Source organism: Streptomyces gardneri (assembly GCF_006539185.1).
Taxonomy (GTDB): domain Bacteria; phylum Actinomycetota; class Actinomycetes; order Streptomycetales; family Streptomycetaceae; genus Streptomyces; species Streptomyces gardneri.
This window is the reverse complement of the sequence record NZ_BJMN01000005.1, coordinates 208001-229543: the sequence shown is the minus strand read 5'-3', so window position 1 is coordinate 229543 and position 21543 is coordinate 208001. Positions and strand designations below refer to the sequence as shown.

13 protein-coding genes and 1 pseudogene are annotated in these 21543 nt (G+C 70.5%); 9 read left to right on the top strand and 5 right to left on the bottom strand.

Translation table 11 applies throughout. The features are described 5' to 3' along the window. Positions 1-145: 145 nt before the first annotated feature. From SGA01_RS03500 to SGA01_RS03485, 5 genes are all read left to right on the top strand, one after another. A complete protein-coding gene (locus tag SGA01_RS03500; protein ID WP_218037803.1) occupies positions 146-2443 on the top strand; it encodes an ADP-ribosyltransferase domain-containing protein in 2298 nt (765 codons plus the stop codon). A gap of 215 nt (positions 2444-2658) precedes the next feature. After that, complete coding sequence (gene lanL / locus SGA01_RS03495; protein WP_141293165.1) at positions 2659-5412, top strand: class IV lanthionine synthetase LanL; 2754 nt, start codon at positions 2659-2661, stop codon at positions 5410-5412. A gap of 96 nt (positions 5413-5508) precedes the next feature. Further along, the gene (locus SGA01_RS40835; RefSeq protein WP_167533993.1) at positions 5509-5664 is read left to right on the top strand and encodes a VenA family class IV lanthipeptide; all 156 of its coding nucleotides are present in this window, start codon (positions 5509-5511) and stop codon (positions 5662-5664) included. 115 nt (positions 5665-5779) lie between these two features. Then, positions 5780-6802, top strand: coding sequence for an ABC transporter ATP-binding protein (locus tag SGA01_RS03490; protein WP_141293163.1), 1023 nt, complete (start codon positions 5780-5782; stop codon positions 6800-6802). Then, positions 6799-7689, top strand: a complete 891-nt coding sequence (locus SGA01_RS03485) for an ABC transporter permease (protein WP_141293161.1) — start codon at positions 6799-6801, stop codon at positions 7687-7689. Before SGA01_RS03490 ends, SGA01_RS03485 begins: the two co-directional genes overlap by 4 nt. 30 nt (positions 7690-7719) lie before the next feature. Here SGA01_RS03485 and SGA01_RS03480 read toward each other — a convergent pair whose 3' ends face one another. Next, positions 7720-8217 (bottom strand): GNAT family N-acetyltransferase, encoded by a 498-nt coding sequence (locus tag SGA01_RS03480; protein ID WP_141293159.1) that lies wholly within the window; start codon positions 8215-8217, stop codon positions 7720-7722. A 165-nt stretch (positions 8218-8382) separates the two neighbouring features. Next, positions 8383-9150, bottom strand: coding sequence for an alpha/beta fold hydrolase (locus tag SGA01_RS03475; protein WP_141293157.1), 768 nt, complete (start codon positions 9148-9150; stop codon positions 8383-8385). Between the two features lie 105 nt (positions 9151-9255). Here SGA01_RS03475 and SGA01_RS03470 point away from each other — a divergent pair, with 105 nt between their 5' ends. Then, entirely contained in the window at positions 9256-9813 is a 558-nt protein-coding gene (locus SGA01_RS03470) for a PadR family transcriptional regulator (RefSeq protein ID WP_141293155.1), read from the top strand. Here SGA01_RS03470 and SGA01_RS41690 read toward each other — a convergent pair. Continuing rightward, positions 9794-9907 (bottom strand): annotated as a pseudogene (locus tag SGA01_RS41690) (GNAT family N-acetyltransferase); the annotation flags it as partial. The gene SGA01_RS03470 and the pseudogene SGA01_RS41690 sit on opposite strands and share 20 nt — an antisense overlap. 141 nt (positions 9908-10048) lie before the next feature. On the opposite strand from SGA01_RS41690, the gene SGA01_RS03465 reads away from it, so the two are divergent. From SGA01_RS03465 to SGA01_RS03455, 3 genes are all read left to right on the top strand, one after another. Then, positions 10049-10600, top strand: coding sequence for a hypothetical protein (locus SGA01_RS03465; RefSeq protein ID WP_308699033.1), 552 nt, complete (start codon positions 10049-10051; stop codon positions 10598-10600). Positions 10601-10779: 179 nt separating this feature from the next. Then, the gene (locus tag SGA01_RS03460) at positions 10780-11412 is read left to right on the top strand and encodes an RNA polymerase sigma factor (protein WP_371865980.1); all 633 of its coding nucleotides are present in this window, start codon (positions 10780-10782) and stop codon (positions 11410-11412) included. Then, positions 11405-12262, top strand: coding sequence for a hypothetical protein (locus SGA01_RS03455; RefSeq protein ID WP_141293151.1), 858 nt, complete (start codon positions 11405-11407; stop codon positions 12260-12262). Before SGA01_RS03460 ends, SGA01_RS03455 begins: the two co-directional genes overlap by 8 nt. On the opposite strand, the gene SGA01_RS03450 is transcribed toward SGA01_RS03455, so the two are convergent. Beyond that, on the bottom strand, positions 12193-12729 hold the full coding sequence (locus tag SGA01_RS03450; RefSeq protein WP_141293149.1) for an SMI1/KNR4 family protein: 537 nt from the start codon (positions 12727-12729) through the stop codon (positions 12193-12195). The genes SGA01_RS03455 and SGA01_RS03450 overlap by 70 nt on opposite strands. A 116-nt stretch (positions 12730-12845) precedes the next feature. After that, complete coding sequence (locus tag SGA01_RS03445) at positions 12846-21365, bottom strand: golvesin C-terminal-like domain-containing protein (RefSeq protein WP_229917935.1); 8520 nt, start codon at positions 21363-21365, stop codon at positions 12846-12848. Positions 21366-21543 lie beyond the last annotated feature (178 nt).

The window sequence follows — 21543 nt, the reverse complement described above, 5'->3', positions numbered from 1 at the left end:
CCCCTGGGGAGTACGCGGACAGGCAGGCAACGAGGGGATCCGGCGTCCGGTGGCGCCGGGTCCCCTCGCCGCTGTTCAGCGGCGTTGTCAGTGGCCGGCTGTAGCTTCGGAGACGTTCGAGAGCGTGTGCGAGAGAGGTGGATTCGTGGGTGTCGAACGTGCGTTGAAGGTCGTTCTGGTCGATGTCAACGACGAGGTGGTGGCGGCGTGGCGCTCCGCTTTCGCGGACACGCCCGAGGTCGAGATCCGGCAGGGCTCCCTCCTCGATGTGGATGTCGACGCCTGGGTGTCCCCGACCAATGCGCGCGGCCGGATGGACGGCGGGGTCGACGCGCTCGTGAAGCGGCGGCTGGGTGCCGGGATCCAGGTGCGGGTGCAGCGGGCGATCCGTGAGCGCTTCGGCGGGAGTCTGCCGGTGGGCAGCGCGGTGTGCGTCCCGTCCGGAGCGGCCGTGCCGCGGTATCTGATCTCGACGCCGACCATGCGGGAGTCCTCGCAGAACGTCAGCGACACCATGAACGTGGCGCTGGCGTGCGCGGCCGCCTTCCAGGCGGTGCACCTGCAGAACCGGGCGAAGCCCGGCAGCATCAGGTCCGTCGCGCTCGTCGGGATGGGCGCGCGGACGGGACGGGTCCCCGCGACGGTGTGCGCCAATCTGATGTGGACGGGCTACACCCTCTTCCACGACCACGGGTTCGCGGACTACGACGCGTTGCGGGCGGCGGTGCTCGGCCAGCTCGACGACATCGAGGGTGCGGGACCGGCGCACCGGGTGCGGATCAGCGTTCCGGTCGCGGACGGGGCGGTGTCCGCGCCCGCGGGTGTCTCCGCCGGGGACCCGTTGGGGCTGACCGAGCTGTTCGCCGGCGGCGGGGAGCCGTGGCTGCCGTTGCTGGGGCCGGTGATCGAGGCGCAGCCGGGAGCCACCGGCTTCATCGGTCCGAAGCGGAGTCCGGAGGTCGTTCCGGTAAGGGAGTTGACGTTCCAGGCGCTGAAGCCGCATCCGCCGCAGAAGTGGAAGGTCGTCGCCTTCGGGCAGAACCCGTATCCGCGGCCGGAGAGCGCGACCGGCATCGCCATGTTCGACAACACCTTCGGCGACTGGAAGGACAGCCAGTTCGGCCGGGTGGTCAGCATGCGCTGCCTCATCAAGGCGGCCGCGATGTGGAAGTACGGCGTCGCCAAGAAGACGCCGATCGCCGACATCCGGGTCCTGCTGAAGAAGGAGGACACGGTTCAGCCGCCGGAGTGGTTCCAGGCGATGCTCACCCAGGGTGTGCTCCTGCTGAACGCGTCCCTCACGGCGAGCGCGGACGGGGCGGTGCCGACCGACCGGCACACGGCGTTCTGGCGGCCCGTGGCCGAGCAGATCGTCGAGGAGATCCTCCGGGCGAAGCAGAACGCCCCGGAGGAGGACCGTGGTGTGGTGTTCGCCTGGTGGGGTGCCCATGCCCGCAGTCTGAAGCGGGTCGTCCAGCGGCTGGAGAAGAAGTACCCGGGGGTCGAGGTCCGGCACCTGGACCACGCCAACCCCGCGGCGCAGGGCGACCTCTTCTGCGAGGGCGACCACTTCGCCCGGGTGAACGACGCCCTGGCGGCGGTGGGTGCCGAGCCGGTCGACTGGTTGCCGCGCAAGGGCTGGGACCAGGAATCGGGAGGCGCGGGCGGGGCGGCCGGCGGTGGCGGTGTCTCGGAGCGGATGGGCGCGTTCATCGCGTCGACGATGGAGCTGCACCAGCTCTATCTGGAGCGACTCACGAGCGTCAAGGACGAGGGGCTCGTCCTGCCGCCGATCACCGGGGTGTTCGACACACCGGTCATGGACTTCCGGAAGGCCGTCGAGCCGGTGTCGCAGGTCCTCGCGAACCTGGACCGGCACATCGAGCGGTCGAGCCGGTTCGCGGAGGCCAAGGTCGCCGAGGCGGCGAAGACGGCGGGCGGTCCGTCCGGGGAGGGACTGTCCGCCGACGCGATCTCGGCGCTGTACCTGTACACGTGCGAGTCCGCCTTCTACCGCGAGATCAACGCCGTGCTGCGCTCCCCGGACCGGGAGCGGCTGGTGCCGTATCTGCCGTACCTGCGCCTGCTGTTCTCGGCGGTGGCGGGCCTGCCCGCGCGGACGGAGCCCTTGTGGCGTGGTGTGGCGCTGGACCTGCGGTCCCAGTACCCGCTGGGGCGGACGGTGACGTGGTGGGGCGTGTCCTCGTGCACGTCCGAGTTGAGCGTGGCCCGGGCGTTCCTCGGCAGCCGGGGCAGGCGGACGCTGTTCGAGGTGACGCCCGCGCGTGCGGTGGGGATCCGGCGGTTCTCCGCGTTCACGGGCGAGGAGGAGTATCTCCTGGCGCCGGGCACGCAGTTGAAGGTGACGGAGGTGAAGGCGGAGCGCGGGGGCCTGTGCACGGTGCGGCTGACCGAGCTGGAGGGTCAGGGTCTGGTGTCCTGAGACGTGGTGCGGAAAGCCGGTCCCCTCGCCGGGGAGGACGTCCTGGGCGGCGGGACCGGCGCCGTGCGCCGCTGTCCGCGCCGGGCGTGCCCTTGAGGGCCGCCGCAGCGCCGTGCGCTCGCCGGATCAAGTGAATCCGGGGGGCCTCGTGTTGGTCTGCTCATGTCCTCGGGCACGTTCCGATCAGCGGTACTCACCGTTGAGAGGGACGGGCAATGACGAGCGACGTTACCGGAGTTGAGCTGGAAGGCCTTCTCGGTCGAGCCCTGCGCGCCATGGACGCCGAGGCGCGCTGGACGGCCGATTCGGACGAGATGTGGTGCCGTGTCGCGCCCCGGACCAGGGCGCGGCGCGAGCAGGGGTGGAAGCTGCACCTGTCGGCGACGGCCGCCTCCGCGGCGGCGGTCCTCGACAAGGCCCTGGAGGTGCTGCTGCGGGACGAGTCGGCGTTCAAGTTCGCCCGGTCGCTGGAGCAGGTGAGCGCGCTCAACTCCCGTGCCACGCCGAGGGGAAGCTCGGGCAAGTTCCTCACCGTCTACCCGCGCTCCGACGCCGACGCGGCGCGGCTCGCCCGGGACCTGCACCGGGCCACTGCGGGGCTGGCGGGTCCGCGGATCCTCTCCGACCAGCCGTACGCCGCACACTCGCTGGTGCACTACCGGTACGGCTCCTTCGTCGGCCGGCGGCGGCTGTCGGACGACGGTCTGCTGGTGTGGTTCATCGAGGACCCCGACGGCAATCCCGTGGAGGACAAGCGCACCGGCCGGTACTCCCCGCCCTCCTGGGCGGTCTCCCCGTTCCCCGCCTCCGTCCCGGTCTCGCCCCAGCCCGCGCGTGCCGCCGGGGGCACGGCCGGCGGCCCGGTGGTGCTCGGCGGTCGCTTCGCCGTACGGGAGGCGATCCGCCACACGAACAAGGGCGGCGTCTACCGGGGCAGCGACGTCGGCACGGGCGCCCTCGTGGTGATCAAGGAGGCCCGGCCGCACGTGGAGGCCGACGCCTCGGGACGCGACGTCCGCGACTGGCTGCGCGCCGAGGCCCGCACGCTGGAGAAGCTCAGGGGTACGGGGCTGGCCCCGGAGCCGCTGGCGCTGTTCGAGCACGGCGGGCATCTGTTCCTGGCCCAGGACGAGGTGCCGGGCGTGACCCTGCGCACCTGGGTGGCCGAGCACTTCCGCGACGCCGGAGCCGAGCGCTACCGCGCCGACGCCCTCGCACAGGTCGAACGCCTGGTGGAACTGGTCACTGCGGCCCACGCCCACGGCTGCGTCCTGCGGGACTTCACCCCCGGCAACATCATGGTCCGCCCGGACGGAGAGCTCCGCCTCATCGACCTGGAGCTCGCCGTCCTGGACGACACGACCGCGCCGCCGACGCGGGTCGGCACGCCCGGTTTCAGCGCCCCCGAGCGGCTGGCCGACGCACCCGTCCGTCCGACGGCCGACTACTACAGCCTCGGCGCCACCGCGTGCTTCGTCCTGGCGGGCAAGGTGCCCAACCTGCTGCCCGAGGAGCCTGCCGCCAGGCCCCCGGAGGAGCGGCTCGCCGCCTGGCTGGCCTCCTGCACCCGGCCGCTCGGACTGCCGTCCGGCCTGGTCGAGTTGGTCCTCGGGCTCATGAAGGACGACCCCTCCGAGCGGTGGGACCCCACCCGGGCCCGCGAGGCACTGCGCAGCGCTCACCTGGTGCGACCGGGGAGCCGTCCCGTCCGCCGGGCGGCGCGGGACGACGAGCCCGACGATCCGGTGAAGGGGCTCGTGGACCACCTCGTCGACTCGATGACCCCGGCGGACGACCGGCGGCTGTGGCCCGTGTCCACCACGGCCGGGGAGAGCGACCCGTGCACCGTGCAGCAGGGCGCGGCCGGTGTCCTGGCGGTACTGACGCGGTACTGGGAACTCACCGGCGACGCGCGCCTGCCGGGCCTGATCTCCACGGCGGGCCGCTGGATCGCGGACCGCACGGATCTCCGCTCGGCGCCACGCCCCGGCCTGCACTTCGGTGGCCGGGGCACCGCCTGGGCCCTGTACGAGGCCGGGCGTGCCGTCGAGGACCGCAGGCTCACGGACCACGCACTGGCCCTTGCGCTGGCTCCGCAGCAGGTGACGCCCCATCACGACATCACCCACGGCACCGCGGGCAGCGGGCTCGGCGCCCTCCACCTGTGGCACCGCACCGGTGATCCGCGCTTCGCCGAGCTGGCCGTCGACGCGGCCGACCGGCTGACCGCCGCCGTACAGCGCGACGCGACGGCGGTGAGCTGGCCGGTCCCGGCGGAAGCCGTACCTGAGGAAGCCGTACTGGAGGGAGCCGCTTTCCCGGACAGCGATCCCACGGAGGCCGGTTCCCCTGAGGCCGCTTCCCCGGAGGTCGGGAAGCGCTACCTCGGCTTCGCCCATGGCCTGGCCGGCATCGGCTGCTTCCTCCTCGCCGCCTCGGACGTCTCACGGCGCCCGGAGCACAGGGAACTGGCCGTGGCGGCCGGCGAGCACCTGCTGGCCGAGGCCGTGCTCGTCGGCGAGGCCGCCCAGTGGCCCGCCCAGGCCTCGGACGTGCCCACGGCCCCGTACTGGTGCCACGGCTCGGCGGGTATCGGGACCTTCCTCGTCCGGCTGTGGCAGGCGACCGGCGACGACAGGTTCGGCGACCTCGCCCGCCGCAGTACGCGCGCCGTCATGGAACGCGCCTCCCGCGCCGCCCTCACCCAGTGCCACGGCCTCGCGGGCAACGGCGACTTCCTCCTCGACATGGCCGACGCGACGGGCGACCCCGTCTACCGCGCGATGGCCGACGACCTGTCCCGTCTCGTCCTCGGCGAGCGGGCCCACCGGCACGGCCACGTGGTCTTCCCCAACGAGTACGGGGACGTCTCCACCGGCTGGAGCGACGGATCCGCCGGAATCCTGGCGTTCCTCGTACGGCTCCGGCACACCGGCTCCCGGCACTGGATGGTTCAGGTGCCGGGCTGAGCGGCGGATGATCCGCCGCTCACCCACAGAAAATCCCGCAGGAAGTCCCACAGGGAAACCCTCGGGGAAACCCCCTCAGGAAAGAAGGAGCACCCCATGGAGAACAACGACCTCGAACTGCTGGCCAGGCTCCACGCCCTTCCGGAGACCGACCCCGTCGGCGTCGACGGAGTGGCGTTCGGCGCGACGTGCGAGTGCGTCGGCCTGCTGACCCTCCTCAACACCGTCTGTATCGGCATCAGCTGCGCCTAGGACAGTCGGCACAGTCCGGCCGGCGGCTGTCCCGGGACAGCCGCCGGCCGGAGCGACGGCCCGGCGGGCCGCGAGGCGCGTCACGCCCCGAGCCGCGAAGAGAGGACCGGACCACATGCAGCCATCCACGGGCGACGACGGCCGACTCACCCCCACGCCGTACGCTCCCGAGCCCGTCCTCGCCGTCAGCACACGCGGCCTGGTCAAGAGCTACCCGGGCCCGCGGGGCACCACCACCCATGCCGTACGCGGCCTGGACCTGGACGTGGCACAGGGCGAGACCTTCGCCTTCCTCGGCCCCAACGGCGCGGGGAAGTCCACCACGATCGCCCTGCTGTGCGCCCTGGCCCGCCCCACCGCCGGTCACGCCACGGTCGCGGGCGCGGACGTGCTCGCCCGGCCCCATCAGGTGCGGCGCCACGTCGGCATGCTCTTCCAGCACAGCACGCTGGACGCGGACCTCACGGCCGAACAGAACCTCCGCATCCACGCGCGCCTCCACGGTCTGTCCCGTCGCCACGCCCGTCGGCGCACCGCCGAGGTGCTCTCGACGGCCGGGCTGACCGACCGGCGGCGCTCGCAGGTACGCACCCTGTCGGGCGGCATGCGGCGGCGGCTGGAGATCGCCCGGGCCCTGCTGCACTCGCCCCGGGTCCTGTTCCTGGACGAGCCGACGACCGGGCTCGACCCGCACGCCCGCGCCGAGGTCTGGGAACAACTGCGCGCGCTGCGCGACCGGCACGGCAGCACGCTCTTCGTCACCACCCACTACCTGGAGGAGGCGGAGAACTGCGATCGCATCGGCATCATCGACCGCGGCCGTCTGGTGGCACAGGGAACTCCCCTCGCGCTGAAGGCGGCGATCGGGGACGACCGGGTGGTGCTGCGCACGAGTGACGACCCGACGGCACGGAAGGTCGTGTGCGACCTCGCGCCACCCGACTGTGCCGTCACCGTGGACACCGGCGGGATCAGTCTGCGCGTGCCGGACGGGAGTGCCTGGATTCCCCGCCTCTGCACGGCACTCGAGGGCGCGGGCATCGCCGTCCGCACCGCTTCCGCTTCCCGGCCCACGCTCGACGATGTCTTCTTCCACCACACCGGCCGCAGCCTCGGCGCAGCGGGCGGCGGCCGATGACCACATCCGCACTGCGGGCGACGGACGCCCCGGACGCCGCTGCCCCCACCGACACCTCCGGCTCCTCCGGCGGCGGACGGGCGGCCCCCCTGCGGCAGGAACTCCGCGCGATCCACGCCCTCGTCCACCGTGACCTGCTGCGCCTGGCCGGCCAGCGCGTCCACACCGCGCTGATGCTGCTCCACCCCGTGCTCTATCTCCTCGTCCTCGGGGGCGGACTGGCCGCCCTCATCCCCCGCTCCTCCCTGGGCGTCGACTACCGGACGTACCTCTTCCCGGGCACGCTGATGATGACGGTGCAGACACCGGCCGTCATGGTCGGCATCCGTCTGATCACCGACCGGGAGAGCGGCTACCTGCGCGAGCTCCTCATGGCTCCGGTCGGCCGCTCGACCCTCCTCCTGGGGAAGTGCGCCGGCGGCACCCTGACCGCCACGGTCCAGGGGGCCGTGCTGCTCGGCCTCGCCGGTGCGGTCGGACTGCCCTACGACCCGCTCCTCCTGGCCACGCTTCTGGGCGGGATGATCCTGGCGTCGTTCACCATCACCGCGCTGGCGCTCGCCCTGGCCGTGACGCTCCGCAGGGCGGAGACGTTCCACACCCTCCTCGGCGTGGTGATGATGCCGCTGCTGTTCCTCTCCGGCGGCTTCTTCCCCCTGGACGCCCTGCCCCGCTGGGCCGGCGTTCTGGCCAACGCCAACCCGCTCGCCTACGCGGTGGACATCCTCCGGCGCTGCGTCGCCCACCACGTACCCGGTCGGCACGGCACCTCCGGCATCGCCTGGGCCGGCTGGCAGCCCCCGCTGCTCCTCGAAGCGGCCCTGCTCCTGACGAGCGGCGTCATCGCCCTGCTGTGGGCCGCGCGCCGCTTCAGCCGCCCGGAGTGACCGACCGCCCCGGAACTCCGACCGGAGCCGTCAGCCGCTGCACGGGACACGAAGGACCATCGTGTCCGAGCCGCCCTGACGCCCGGCCCGGACGAATCCCAGGGAGGTGTAGAGGTACGCGGCGGGGTTGCCGTCCTCGACGCTCAGGCTGAGTCGGGCGACCGGCCGGGGCTGCTCGGCGGCGGCCCTGATCAGCGCCTCCATGAGGGTCCGGCCGTGCCCTCGGCGGCGGTGCGCGGACAGCACGCCGAGGGTCAGCTCGGGGACGTCCGCCGCGACGAATCCGTACCCGGGCCGGTCCTCGGGCAGGAACCGCGCCCAGGCCGCGCCGATCGGTTCGCCGGCATCGGTCTCGGCCACCACCCCGAAGTCGCCGCCGCGGGGCCAGCCGTCGACGTAGCGCGCGGCGTGCGGGTCGGCCGCGAGTTCCTCCGCGGTGAACCGATGCTCACCGTTCCAGTTGTACGCCTCCCACAGGATGCGCCGGAAGAAGTCGGCGTCGCGGGCGGTGGCGGGGCGGACGGGCACGGGCGGTCTCCGGGGCGGGAGCGGGGCACGAGCGGTGCGGGACCGGCCGACGGTAGACCGCCGTCGACAAGGACGGCAACAGAATTGACGCCACGACAGGTGGCCGCCCTGAGAAGGAGAGTGCGGGGCCGGTCGCCTCCAGGCCGGATCCGACGTCGGCCGGCGTCAGCCGCCGTTCAGCGCGTCGGTGACCGCGCGCGCGAACGCTTCGGGGTTGTCGAACATGATGTTGTGGCCGCAGTCGGGGATCGCCCGGACGGTCACGCCCGAGGCGCGCAGGCCCGCCGCGTCCGCGGGTTCGCCGTCGGCCTCCGGGTGGAGGCAGGTGCGGGGGACGGACAGGCCCGCCAGCTGCTCACGCAGGGTGGGCGAGGTCCCGCGGGTGCGGTGGACCGTGGTGCGGTAGAGGGCTTCGCGGCCCGCGAGGCGCATCGTGGACCACCAGAACGGACCGACCCGCTCCTCGGTGCGCTGCCAGCCGTGGGCGAGGAACTCCTCCTCCGTGTAGGCCGCGATCCCGCTGCTGCCGGGGGTGGGCTCCGGCGGGGACGGGTCCAGGACGGAGTCCACGAGGACCAGGTTCGCGACGAGCCGTGGGTGCCGGGCGGCGAGCAGGATCGCCACGGCCCCGCCCAGGCTGTGCGCGACGACCTCGGCGTCCGTCACGTCGGCGGCCTCCAGCGCCGCCGCCACGGCGTCCGCGTGCGCCTCCAGCGTGTAGGAGAAATCCGTGGGGCGGTCGCTGATGCCGAAGCCGAGCAGATCGAGCAGCAGGGACCGGCGGCCGGTCAGCAGGGGGTGCGCGGCGGCCGCGGACCAGTAGACCGGCGACGTGGCGCCGAGTCCGTGCAGGTAGAGCCGGGTGGGCTCGGCGCCGGGGATCTCCACCCAGCGGATCAGGTCGCCGTTCGGTGTCACGGGGGCATGGCGCATGGCCGACTCCTTGCTCGTGGGCTGACAGTCAGACGATACCTCGGCATCGAGGTATAGCGGTATCGATATACCTCGACGCCTCGCCGGTTCTGTCACCATGGGCCCATGCTCAAGCTCGCGATCCTCGGGTTCCTTCGGGACCGGCCGATGCACGGCTACGAACTGCGCCGGCACCTGGCCGCGCTGACCGGCCACATCCGCCCGCTCAGTGACGGCACCCTCTACCCGGCGATCAAACGCCTCGAAGCCGACGGACTGCTCGTCCGCGAGACCGAGCCCGGATCGACCGCCGCACCCCGGCACACCCTGCACCTCACCCCGGCCGGGGTGACGGCGCTGCTCGAACGGCTCCGCACACCCGAGCAGCTGGACATCAGCGACGAGAACCGCTGGTTCACCGTGCTGGCCTTCCTCCGCCACCTCGACGACCCCGCCGGGCAGGCCGCCGTGCTCCGCCGGCGCCTCGCCTTCCTCGAAGAGCCCGCGAGCTTCTTCTACGACGAGGCCGGGCCGCTCGACGCCGAGCGGATCACCGACCCCTTCCGCAGCGGCATCCTCCTGATCGCCCGGGCGACGTCCCGGGCCGAACTCGCCTGGCTGCACGACACGATCGCCGCCCTGGACGCCTCCGACGGCCAGGACGTCACGGCAACGAGCGGGTGAGCCACACCACTTCGCCGTTCTCCTCCATCGAGAGGTGGTCCCCCTCGAAGTCGAGCTTCTCCAGGACACGCAACGACGGCGTGTTCCAGGTGCCGCGGGGCGCCGACGTAGGTGTCGGGGACCCAATGGGTCCCACTCTGCCGCACGGGTCGTGTGTGACACTTCCGGGCCTTCGCCCGCTCAGGTAGCGAGGGAACCGAAACCGTCGGTTCCCCCTCGACTCCCAGGGGCGGGTATGCATCGACACGGCAGCACCGCGGCGCACGGCATCACCGCCGCGCACGGCGGCAGTACGGCGGCGCGCGGCGGCACCGCGGCGATCAGCGGCAGGCCCGCTGCCCGCGGCGCGGGCCGCGTCACGGCGGCGGAGATGCCGCGGCACTCCGCGGGGCTCCTCAGAGCCCTCGCCGTCCGCCGCTCCCTCACCGCCCACGGCCCGCTCCCGCTGGACTACTCGATCGCGAGTCTGCGCGTGGTGGACTTCCTCATCGACGGTCTGCGCCGGGACGGTGACATGCGGGCCGAGACACCGCCGCCGCTGCTCTTCGGGCTCGGCTCGTACGTCGGCGAGGTCCTGGTGCGGCAGGCGGGCGCGGTATGGGTGGATCTGGACGCCTCCCAGCGCGAGTACTTCGGCCAGCGGGTGGGGGTGCGGATGCCGGACGGACGCATACGCAGCCCGCTCTCCACGGTCGAGAACCGCTACCGGCTCGGCCCCTCGGAATCCCTGTACGACTTCTACATGACCCTCCCCGGCCGCTCCCGCGCCAGGCGCACCCGGGTCTGAACCGCCCCCTCACTCGGCCTGTGCATCGCTGTGATAGTCCTGTGCGGGAAGATCACCCGGCTCGGCCGGGGGTGCGAGGAAGACGCGAGGAATGGGATTCAGGGGTGCACCAGCAGCAACCGGCATCCGGGTACGGGAGTCGGGACGGCGGGGCCCACGACAGGGAACTCGAGGAGGCGGTGAGACGGGCTCAACAGGGCGACGAGGACGGTTTCACTCGCGCCTACCGCCTGGTCAATCCCCTTCTCATCGGCTACCTGCGGGGACTCGTCGGCGACGAGGCCGAGGACGTGTGCGCCACGGCCTGGCTGGAGATCGCGCGTGACCTGGGACGCTTCCGCGGCGACGGAGCGGGCTTTCGGGCCTGGACCGTTTCCATAGCCCGCCACCGGGCCCTCGACCTGCTGCGGCGTCAGAAGGTCCGTCCCCGGAAGTCCTCCACCGAGCTGGACGACCTGCCCCATCCCGCCTCCCCCGACCTCACCGATGACCAGGCGTTCCAGGCCCTCGCCACCGAACGGGTGCTGGCCCAGCTCGCCGAACTGCCGCGGAGCCAGGCGGAGGCCGTCCTCCTCACGACGATCGTCGGCCTCGACAACCCGTCGGCCGCCCGCATCCTCGGAAAGCGCCCCGGCGCCGTGCGGATGGCCGTGAGCCGGGGACTGGCGACCCTGCGCCAGCGTCTCTCCTTAAGGGACAGGGAGATCACCGACAGCGAGTCCGGCTCCCCGTCCGATCCCCGTCCGTCCGATCTCCGTCCGTTCGCCCGACAACCGCCCGTAGTGCCGACCCCTGGAGGACTCGATGACTGAGCGCCCTGCCGCGGCCCTCCCGTCCTCCGCCCCGGACCCCGATGTCGAGCGTCTTCTCACCGAGGCCCTCGTCCCCGCGTCCCCGCCCTCCACCGCTGCCGCTGCCGCCGCCGGCGCCGAGGCCGAAGCCCTCATGGCGTTCCGCGCGGCTCGGGATTCCGGCGCTCTCGACGCCCCTCCGCGCCCTTCGGACGACTGGCGCCCGCGCCGTGCGGCCGCGTCCTCGCGTTTCCCCCTGCGCACCTACGTGGGTGCCGCGCTCGCCGGGCTCTCTCTGAGCGGCGTCGCCGTGGCGTCGACCCCTCTGCCCGCCGAAGCCGACCAGTCCTCCGGGAAGCCCGCCCCCGCCACCCGTACACCGTCTCCCAGCTCGGCGTCACTCCCCGGCTCGCGCCCCTCCTCCGCCCCGGTGCCGCGACCCGCCCCTCCGTCGCTTCCCGCCGCCTCCGGTCACGCCACCGTGCGGGAACTCCCCCATGAGCCGGGACATGCCGACGGCTTCAAGTCCCTGTGCCAGAAACAGCTTCGCCACCGCGCGAAGGGCGAGACCGACCCCTCGCACAACTCCGCGGCCTGGCAACGACTCGCCGCGGAAGCCGGCGGCGACTCGCTGATCGACGCGTACTGCGCGCGGGCTCTGGCGAAGGGGCGGCTCTCCGAGGGATCAAAGCCGTCCGCCCCTCCGCGGGGCGGGAAGAAGGACCCGGCTGGCCCGGCATCGCGGTCCGCGAACGGGCCGTCAGCGGGACCGAAGGGCGGCTCGAACCGGTCGGAGCAGGGTCACGCCTCCGGTTCGGAGCCGTACGCGAAGGACGGGTCCAGGGAGAACCGGCTCACCCCGAACGGCTGAAACTCCGCGTCCGAGAGGACCCGGGCAAGGAACTCGGCCGTCGACACGTCGTACCTCTTCCACTCGTTCGAGCCCTCGGCCCGCGCGAGTACCGGATACACGCCGGGGTTCTTGGCGTCGAGGAGCCAGAAGTACTGGTCGCCCCATTCCGTGGCCCCCCACTGCAGGACCCCTTCACCGCCCGGCGCGTAGACGGAGTACGGCTCCATCATGAACACCCCGTCCTCCGCGTACGCGCGGTCGGTGGAGAGCGCGACCCGCCACTGCGTCATGAGGTCGAACACGGCGTTCTCGTCACGACCGTAGAAGAAGACGGCGTCGCCGAAGACTCCGCCGCCGAAGACGCGGTACAGCTCCTTGTAGTCGTCCGGCAAGGCGCACTGCAGCTCTTCCTCGACACGGTCCCAGTCCTCCTGGATTTCCAGGGACTCCCATCCGGTGAAATCCAGCAATTTCTGTACCCACATGCGACGGCCTTTCCTGAGGAGGGGAGACGAGCGGTGTGGGCGGACTTCTCGCGAAGCCCACCCACACCGGAATGCGAAGACTATTCAGTTGTCGTTTCGGTTGTCATGGGACGCGGCTAGGGCATCTCGCCGGTCGGAGTGTTCCAGATCGTCATGCCCGGCTCGTACTCCCCGGTGTCCATGTTCGCCCACTCGATGGTGAGATGGGTGGGACTCAGCCTGCCGTCCACGTAATGCGGAGTGACCGAGTAGAAGACGGTGTTGCCCGCCTCGACCATCTTGGCGACCCTCGTCTCCTCCGCCTTCATCTTCACCTGATTCGCGGTGGCCCAGAGCGGCACGAGGTTACGCCGGTCCCATCCCGAACCGCCCAGCTGGTTGCCCAGGAGGTGGGAGCGGTTCATTCCCTTCTGCATGCCCGGAGGGTCGAGCTCGGGCACCTGATTCTGCGGACGGGGAACTCCACTGCCCTGGATGTCGGAACCGGGATTTCCGTGGATTTTACCATCGTATCCGGTGTATCCGTAGCTGCTCTTGTTGAGGCACGCCTGGACTCCGGTCGCCCTCTGCTTGTCGTCGAGCGGCTGGTAATACACCATGCTGGTCTTGCTGTCGGAGCAGTCGTCCGAGGTGAACGGAAGGCGGTCCACACCGGGAACCCATTCCTTCGTCGCCTCGGGCGTGATCAACAGACCCTTGTCGTAATCGGGTTCGTCCCCGGGCTCGGATTCGAAGCCCGACGGTGCGGTCGACGAGTTCCAGCCGATGCCGTTGAGGAAGACCTCTCCGGCGGTGAGAATGCCCCGGCCGGCCGTCTTCACCGCGGTCTTGCTGGCGCCGAAGAGCAGGTCCTTGGCGTCGTCCCACCAGCCGTGGCCGTCGAGCTCCACGCGGCTGATGGGGTTGCCGCCGGTGAAGGCGTAGCGGTTCCCCGTGAGGGGGTCCGTACCGAGCCCCATGTCCGAGAGGGCGCCGTTGTACATGTCCCGGCTGGTGAACCGGTTGAGCCCCGGGCTGTAGCTCCGGAAGCCCATGTCGTACGTCCCCGACCGGGCGTCCCAGCGCTTGGAGTTGTACCGGTAGGGGTTGTAGGCGTCCTTCGTGGGGTCGCCGGCGTCCGGCTTGTCGATGCCGGTGAACTCGGACGTGTCGTCGGAACCGTAGGCGGTGTAGCCGTACGTCGACGTGGTGTCGCCGTTCTTGTCGGTGACGGTCTCGACGTCGGTGTGGCCGTTGTAGCCGTAGTAGCCGTCCTCGGCGGTCCCGTCGGTGTTGTGCTTGACCTGGGAGAGCCGCTCGCCCCACGGGCTGTACTGGTAGGACTTGGTCAGCTCGCCGGCGACCTTCTCCTCCAGGATCTCGCCGGAGAGGCCGAGGTAGTCGAAGTCCGTGCTCTTGCCGTCCGCCGTCTTGGTGGCGGTGCGGTCGAGCGGGTCGAAGGTGTACTTCGTGGACTTCAGCGCACCCGAGCCGTCGGCCTTCTGGGACTCGACGACGTGATCGAAGCCGTCGTAGACCGATCGTTCGACGACCTTGCCGGCCGAGGTGACGGTCTCCTGGCGGCCGAAGGGGTCGTAGGTGTACTGCGCCGTCGAGCCACCGGAGTCGACGCTCAGCAGCCGGTTGCGGTCGTAGGCGAACGTCGTGGACGTGCCCTTGACCGACTGGCTGACGACGTTGGCGTTGTCGTCGTGGACGTACGTCTCGGTCCCCGCGCCGTTACCGGTTTTCACCGACTTCGCCAGCCGGTCGGTCGGGTCGTAGGTGAAGTCGGTGGTCGACTCGAGCAGCGCCGCGTGGTTGTCGGCGTTCATCTTCTTCGCGACGTCCTGCGCCTTGTTGCCGTTGGCGTCGTAGGCGTAGACGTGCGAGGAGACGAGAGTGCCGGAACCCTTCTTCTCGGTGGCCGTCTTCAGCGCACCGTTGAGGAAGTAGGTGTGGTCGACGGTGTTGCCGTTGTTCTTGGTCTCCTTCAGCTTCTGGCCGCGGGGGGTGTACGTGTAGGACGTCACCTTGGGGTCGGGGTCCGAGGAGGTCTTCCCGACCGAGACGGTCTTGACCAGTTCGCGCAGGTCGTACGTGTAGGTCGAGACCTGCGACGGGTGGGAGACGGTCTGCGGCTTGCCGTTCGCGTCGTACACGTACGACGTGGACTTCTTCTCCTGGCCGGCGAGGGCCTCGGTGACCTTCTGGACCTGGTTCAGGCCGGTGTAGGCCACGGTGTACGCGTCGATGCGGGCGCCGGAGGACGTGTCGTCGATCGACGTGAGGTTGCCGTTGACGTCGTACGCGTAGGTGAAAGTCCGCTTCTCGGTGTCGGCCGGGTCGGACGCGATCGAACGGACGAGCTTGACCGCGTCGGCCACGACCACGCCGGCCGTGTTCTGCGCCAGCTTCAGCGTGGTGTCCTCGCCCTGCTTCAGGGCGTAGGAGCCGAGCTGGACCCAGGTGCCGGTGGCGGCGTTCTGGTCCTTGGTCACCGCGGGTTCGGTGGTGGTGCCGTGGGTGAGGGTGTACTTGGCCGTGGTGGCCGCACCCGTCACCTTCGGGTACCTCACGTACGCGGTGTAGGTGCCGTCCTTGGGCACGTTCAGCGTCCAGGTGAACGCGTCGGTGCCGGTTCCGGTGGCGTGGGTGCGGTGGTCGTAGCCCTGCTGGCCCGCCAGGTCGCCCTTGGTCCAGGTGCCGGTGGAACCGGTGTTCTGGCTGTCGGAGTTGTCGGTCAGGACGACCGACCTGCCGACCGGGGCGCCGTCGTCGGACTTCGACTTCAGCGAGCCGTCCGGGTGGAACGTCCAGGACATCGTGCGGTCGGTGTCGCCGCCGGCGGCCGTCAGGGTCCGCTTGGTCTGCTTGCCGAGCTCGTCGTAGTCGTAGGACGTGACGATGTCCCACGGGTCGGTGGACGCCTTGGTCAGACCGTTGTCGTAGTAGGCGAAGGTGGTGTCGTTGCGGACGGTCTGGCCCTCGGACGGCGGCAGCGAGGTCTTCGCCACCCGGCCGACGGCGTCGTACGAGGTCTCGCTGTAGACGTCCGGCTTGTTGTAGCGGGCGTCGGCCGGGTCGTACGGCTGGTACTTCCTGACCGGGCGGTTCAGCGCGTCGTACGTGGTCCGGGCGGTGAAGTCGTCCGCGGCCGGGGTGTTCACGCCACGCGGGGTGATCGCCTTGGTGGTGTTGCCGACCTGGTCGTACTCGAACATCGAGATCCGGTACGTCGACCCGTCGTACGGAGCCTTGACCTGGGTCCTCGATCCGCGCTCGTCGTAGGTGACCTCGGTGCGGGCGTTCTCCTGGTCGACCGTGGCGACGACGCGGGAGTCCTTGTCGTACTCGGTCGTGGTGAACGTGCCCGCCGCGTCGATCGCCTTGACCGGGCGGTGGTTCAGGTCGTACTCGGTCTTCGACGTGTAGTCCGAGGCGTCGGCCGTGGCGTTCTTCTTCGGGTCGACGACCTTGGTGACGTTGCCGACGTTGTCGTACGTGTAGGAGATCTTGTCCCCGGACGCGTTGGTGACGTCGGTGAGCTGGTAGATCTCGTCGTACGCGTTGGTCGTCACGAAGTCGTTCGCGACCGTGGTGGTGGCGACGCCCTTCGGCTCGGTGGTGGTCAGCAGATTGCCGACCTTGTCGTAGACGTAGGCGGTCTTGCGGTCCGTGCCGGCGTTGTTGTTGGCCGGGGCGGTCGCGGTGGTGACCTGGTCGGCCTTGTCGTACACCGCGGTGGAGACGGCGCCGTTGGGGGACCTGGACTCGGTGACGTTGTCGTTGGCGTCGTACACCGGGGCCGGGGAGGTGATCAGGACGCCGGCGTTCTGGTCCTTCGGCACGGTGGAGACGAGCGGACGCCCGTACACGTCGTAGGTCTGGGTCGTCCGCTTGCCCAGCGCGTCCGTGAGCTGCGTGACCTGGCCGCGCTCGTCGTAGACGAACGTGGTCGACTTGCCGAGGGCGTCCGTCATCGTCGCCGGGTAGCCGGTCGGGCCGAAGTCCGCGCTGGTGGACGGGTTGCCGTTGGCGTCCGTGGCCTTGGTGAGCTGGCCGTGGGAGTCGTACTCGTAACTGGTCGTGTAGTCGCCGGCGACCGAGGTGGTCGCCACGCCCTTGGGGTCCGTGACCGTCTTCAGGTTGCCGAAGGCGTCGTAGCCGAAGGCCCAGGCGTTGCCCAGCGGGGAGGTCTTGCGCACCAGGTCGGCGGCATAGCCGTCGACGCGGGTCTGGTACGTGTAACGGGTCGAGCCCGCGGGCCACTTGGTGGTGTCGGCGACACAGGTCGTCGCCGCGTCGGGGACGTTTCCGCCGGCTGCCTTGATCGCCTCGGCGTTCAGCTGCCAGCGCGGGTAGCCGGTCTTGGTGTCGTAGCAGTAGGCGGTCCTGGCGCCGTTGACCTCCTCCAGGACGGTGACGTTGTTGTCGGCGTCCCAACTCATCTTGGAGGTCTGGGACTTGGCGTTGGTGCTCTGGACGGCGCGGCCGAAGTCGTCCGTCACGTAGGCCGTGGAGTGGTTCTCGGCATCGGTGACCCTGGTGTCCAGGAAGGCGGTGTTGGTGGTGTTCTCGGCGTAGGTGAAGCCGGTGTCACCGCCGAGCCGGTCCGTGAAGGTCTGGGTCCACCAGTGGTAGCGGGCCGGGAAGTCGCCCTCGCTGGGGGCGTAGTAGTCGAGCGAGGTCGCGTTCGAGCGCGGGTCGGTGACCTTGACCAGCTTGACGTTCTTGTTGCCCTGCGTGGCGTCGTAGGTGAAGCCGAACACCTTCGGCTGGGACGAGCCCACACCGTCGGTGATCTTCGTCAGGAGCGCCTTGTCGTCGTACTCGAAGACGACCTTGCGACCGGAGACGTCCGTCATCGACTGGATGTGGTCGACGACCTTCGAGAAGCCGGTCTCGCCCTTGTCGTAGTAGTCGAGGGTGAGGGTCTGGCGGCCCGCCGGGTCCGTGACGTACTTCAGGAACTTGGTGGGCTTGTTGTTGGACTTGCGCTCTTCGTAGGTGAAGGTCTCGGTATTGCCGTTGCGGTCGATGACCGAGGTCAGATAGCCGTCACAGCCGAAGAGGAAGCGCGTGCCGTCCGGGCGGGTCATGGTCCAGGCGTCCGGGACCGGGTCCTTCGTCGGCTTGCAGTCCAGGCCCGCCTTCATCGTCAGCTTGAAGTGGACGCCGGCCGGGGCCTTCCACGCGCCGGCGGCGGCGTCCCAGCGGAAGACGTGCGTCGTGCCGTCGCCGTCCGGGAGCCGCACCTCGGTGGGGTTGGGGTTCGGGTGGAAGTCCAGGCCCGCTCCGAGCCGGACGGGGCCGGAGACCTGGGCGGACCAGCCGTGGCCCATCACCGTGTCGGAGGTGTCCAGGGAGTTGTAGGAGAACCGGGCGAAGGTGTTGAGGCCGCGGCCCGGGTTGTTGAAGGCGTTGTACGACCAGACGCTGTTGCCGGACGACAGGTTGTTCATGACGCTGGAACCGGCGCCGGTGTTCTTGCCGGTGTACGCGTAGAACTTCTCGAGGCCGAGCGTGTTGGAGGTCGGGTCCTCGATGGTGACGTTCTGCTTGAGCGGCGCGATGCCGCCCGTGCCCGCCGAGAGCCAGCTGCCGTCGGAGGTCTTGCGGGTGTCCCAGCCGAGGACGTACTCGGTGCGCTTGTTGCCCGAGCCCGAGTTGATCGCGGTGGCGACCTGGGCCTGGACGGTGGCCGACTTGCCGGGCAGCAGCGCCGGGACCGGGGTCTCGAGCTGGTTTCCGCCGGTGGTGACGTCGGTGCCGTCGGGCAGCTTCCAGGTGTAGGACAGTTCGCGCTCGCCCGCCGCCCAGGCGGTGGCCGTGGTGTTGGTGACGGTGAACTCCACCGTGTAGGTCGAGTTCGGTGTCATCCGGGCCGGGGTGGTCGGCGCGTAGTAGGTGTCCTCCGTCGTGGAGTCGACGTAGATCACCTGGATGTACGGCCGGAGCTGCTCGTCCGCGGCCTCGGCCGACAGGAAGAGCGTGCGCTCCTGCGGGCCGGTGGCGGATTCGTCCTTGAGCCGGACCGCGACGCCCTTGTTGGCGGTGGGGGTCTTCACCCAGTTCTGGGTGAGGCCGGTCGCGTCCCACCAGTGGCGGCCGACCTCGGAGACCTGGGCCACGGTGTCCGAGACGGTGGCCGACATGTCACCGCCGGCGGCGGTCCACGCGGTGGTGGCGTTCGCGTTGTTCCAGGTGGCGGTGGTCTCGTCGAAGTCGCGGTTCAGGCCGTGGAGTTCGTAGACGGCTCCGTCGGTGGCCGTGGTGGTCTCGGCGCCCCACAGGTACATCTTCGAGTCCAGGACGGTCGCCGTGGACGGGATGGAGGTGGTGGGGAACTTCAGCGCGGCGCGGGTCTTGCCGTAGGTGGTGGAGTTGTTGCCGACGCTCAGCCACTTCTGCCCGACCGACCACGACTGGATCGTGTCCTGGTTGGTGGTGGGCTGCTGCGAGGAGAGCGTGGTGTCGGTGACTCCGCCCTGCGCACCCTGAATGATCTTCATGGTGCGTCCGGCCTTGGGGATGCCCACGACGCGGGTCGGCGAGCCGAGGAGCTGGCCGTCCTTCGTCTTCACCGCCAGCTGGTAGTAGTACGACTTGCCGATCTCGCTCGCCGAGCTGTCCGGGGTCGGGACCGCGGTGGTGTCGGTGTACGAGGTGAGGCTCGCCGGGACCGGGGCGATCAGCGTGGCCGCGGACGGGGTGAACGTCTGCTGCGTGGAGCGGTGGAGCTGGTACTCCGCGATGTCCAGGTCCGCGTCGCCGGTGTTGTTGGCGTACGCCTTCCAGGACAGTTCCGGACCGGTGGAGTGCACCACGGTGGGCGAGTCCAGCGTGGTGCCGGTCTTGCCGTATGTGACGGTGAGGCGCGGGATGGTGGAGGTCTCGCCGCCGTAGTCCGAACCGTCACCGGCCTCGTATCGCGGACCGCCGGTCAGCGTGGCCGCGTTGGTGTCGCTCGCCGCCTGGATGACGAAGCCGTGGTTGGCGGCGGTGCCGGACACCCACTTCTGGACCGTGTCGGTGACCGGGAACTTGTGCCAGGCGTTGTACTCGCCGACGTTCTTCACGATCTGGGCGGGGTTGACCAGCCGCAGGGCGTCGGCGATGTTCCGGGTGGTGGAGCTGCCGGTGTCACCCAGCACGATCTTCCCGGCGTTACCGGCGGAGAAGTAGTACTGGCTGCTGCTCAGCGGCTTCCAGGCGGCGGTGGCGCCGCTCTGGTTGAGCGTGAGGTTGGCGGTGCCGTCCCGGTGGGTGACCGTGTAGGGGGCTGCCGTCGCTCCGTCGGACGCCGCGGGGAAGCGCGCCTCGACGCGGTACGAGGCCGTCTCCTGGATCCGGGGCTGCCAGGTGTGGCTCTCCCCCGTGGCGGTGTTCTTGTTGTAGGCGAAGTCGTCGTTGACGGCCGCGCCACCGGTCGTGGTGGCCTTCGGCCACTCGCCGACCGCCGCCGTGCCGGTGTCGCCGTCGTCGATCTGCACCGTGGTGCCCGACAGCTCACCGGACAGGGCCGAGGTGTTGGCCCAGGTGGCCGTCGCCTCGTCCCAGGCGCCGGTGGCCCGGTGGGCCTCCATGGTCACGTCGTTGCCGTTGGTGGTGTGGACCTGGTCGTAGTACAGCTCCAGGCGGGCGGCATCGATGGTGGTGCCCGCGGGGATGCCCGTGAGCGGGAACTTGACCAGGGAGCGGGCGATGCCGGTGTCGGTCTTGCCCGCCGACAGCTTCCAGGTGTTGTTGAAGTTCACCGCCGGCTGGTCCGACAGGACCATGGTGTCCTGCGAGGCCGCCGCGTTCGGCGCGATGGTGACGGTCGGATCGATGCGGACCGGGTAGGTCCGCTCCTTGGCGTCGAGCCACTTCCGGGACGGCGTGACGGTCAGCTTCCACGCGTCGCCGTCACGGGTCAGCTTCTGCGTGACGTCGGCGGAGTAGGTTCCGCCGGTCGGGGACCCCTGGTCCTTGCGGGCGTCCGTCATGTACGGGGCCGGGATCACCATCACCGGGGTGTTCGGCAGCTCGCCGTAGAAGGCGATCGACCCGTCCTCGCGCTCCTTGGGAACGAGTCCCTCGGTGTCGAGGGTGAAGACGTACGTCACCGGCCCGTCGGGGCGCTCGGTGAGGACGATGTTCTCCTTGACCTCGCCCCGGCCGACCAGGTACTCCAGGTCCGCGGCGCCGACCGCGTCCTTGTAGACGACCTTCGAACCCTCCGCGGCGGGGGCGAGCGGACGGTCCCGGCCGTCCAGTCCCAGGGTCACCGCGCGGCCTTCCGGCGAGGCGAACCTCAGCAGCTTGCCGGAGCGCTCGCCGAACCAGCTGCGGCCTTCGTTGGTCGTGTTGGCGAAGTCGAAGCCCTTGGCGTCGGTCGCCTCGACCTCGGTGTCGATCGGCTTCCACTCACCGCCGGAGCGGTAGGACAGCGGCTCGGCCGAGAGTTCGGCCTCGATCCGTCCGTCGGAGAGCTGCCAGTAGCGCGCCGTCGAGGTGCGCCGGGAGGTCAGCTCCTTGACGCGCTGGGCGGGCGCCACGGCCTTCCCCCGGGGGAGCTTCTGCCGGGTCGGTATCTCCAGGTTGCCGCTCGCCGCCGCCTTGTCGCCCTCCGGCGAGGACGCCGGTGCCGGTGCCGGTGCCGCATGAGCCATCTGCGGCAAAGCGGTACTCACCACCGTCGATATGACGAGACAGGAGATCAATCCCCTGCTTCCGACTTTCACATCCGTGCCTTTCATTCAGGCCTGCCCACCTCCGGAAAAGAGGGAAATCCGGGCACGCCAAACCGCCCGACAGGTGTCTCTGCCTGGCTCACCTTCACTTCTCGCA

Excerpts from the sequence above, each read along its gene's own strand:
- lanL (WP_141293165.1), top strand. The coding sequence starts at position 2,659 with ATGACGAGCGACGTTACCGGAGTTGAGCTGGAAGGCCTTCTCGGTCGA.
- SGA01_RS40835 (WP_167533993.1), top strand. The coding sequence starts at position 5,509 with ATGGAGAACAACGACCTCGAACTGCTGGCCAGGCTCCACGCCCTTCCG.
- SGA01_RS03490 (WP_141293163.1), top strand. The coding sequence starts at position 5,780 with ATGCAGCCATCCACGGGCGACGACGGCCGACTCACCCCCACGCCGTAC.
- SGA01_RS03485 (WP_141293161.1), top strand. The coding sequence starts at position 6,799 with ATGACCACATCCGCACTGCGGGCGACGGACGCCCCGGACGCCGCTGCC.
- SGA01_RS03475 (WP_141293157.1), bottom strand. The coding sequence starts at position 9,150 with ATGCGCCATGCCCCCGTGACACCGAACGGCGACCTGATCCGCTGGGTG.
- SGA01_RS03470 (WP_141293155.1), top strand. The coding sequence starts at position 9,256 with ATGCTCAAGCTCGCGATCCTCGGGTTCCTTCGGGACCGGCCGATGCAC.
- SGA01_RS03465 (WP_308699033.1), top strand. The coding sequence starts at position 10,049 with ATGCATCGACACGGCAGCACCGCGGCGCACGGCATCACCGCCGCGCAC.
- SGA01_RS03455 (WP_141293151.1), top strand. The coding sequence starts at position 11,405 with ATGACTGAGCGCCCTGCCGCGGCCCTCCCGTCCTCCGCCCCGGACCCC.
- SGA01_RS03450 (WP_141293149.1), bottom strand. The coding sequence starts at position 12,729 with ATGTGGGTACAGAAATTGCTGGATTTCACCGGATGGGAGTCCCTGGAA.
- SGA01_RS03445 (WP_229917935.1), bottom strand. The coding sequence starts at position 21,365 with ATGGCTCATGCGGCACCGGCACCGGCACCGGCGTCCTCGCCGGAGGGC.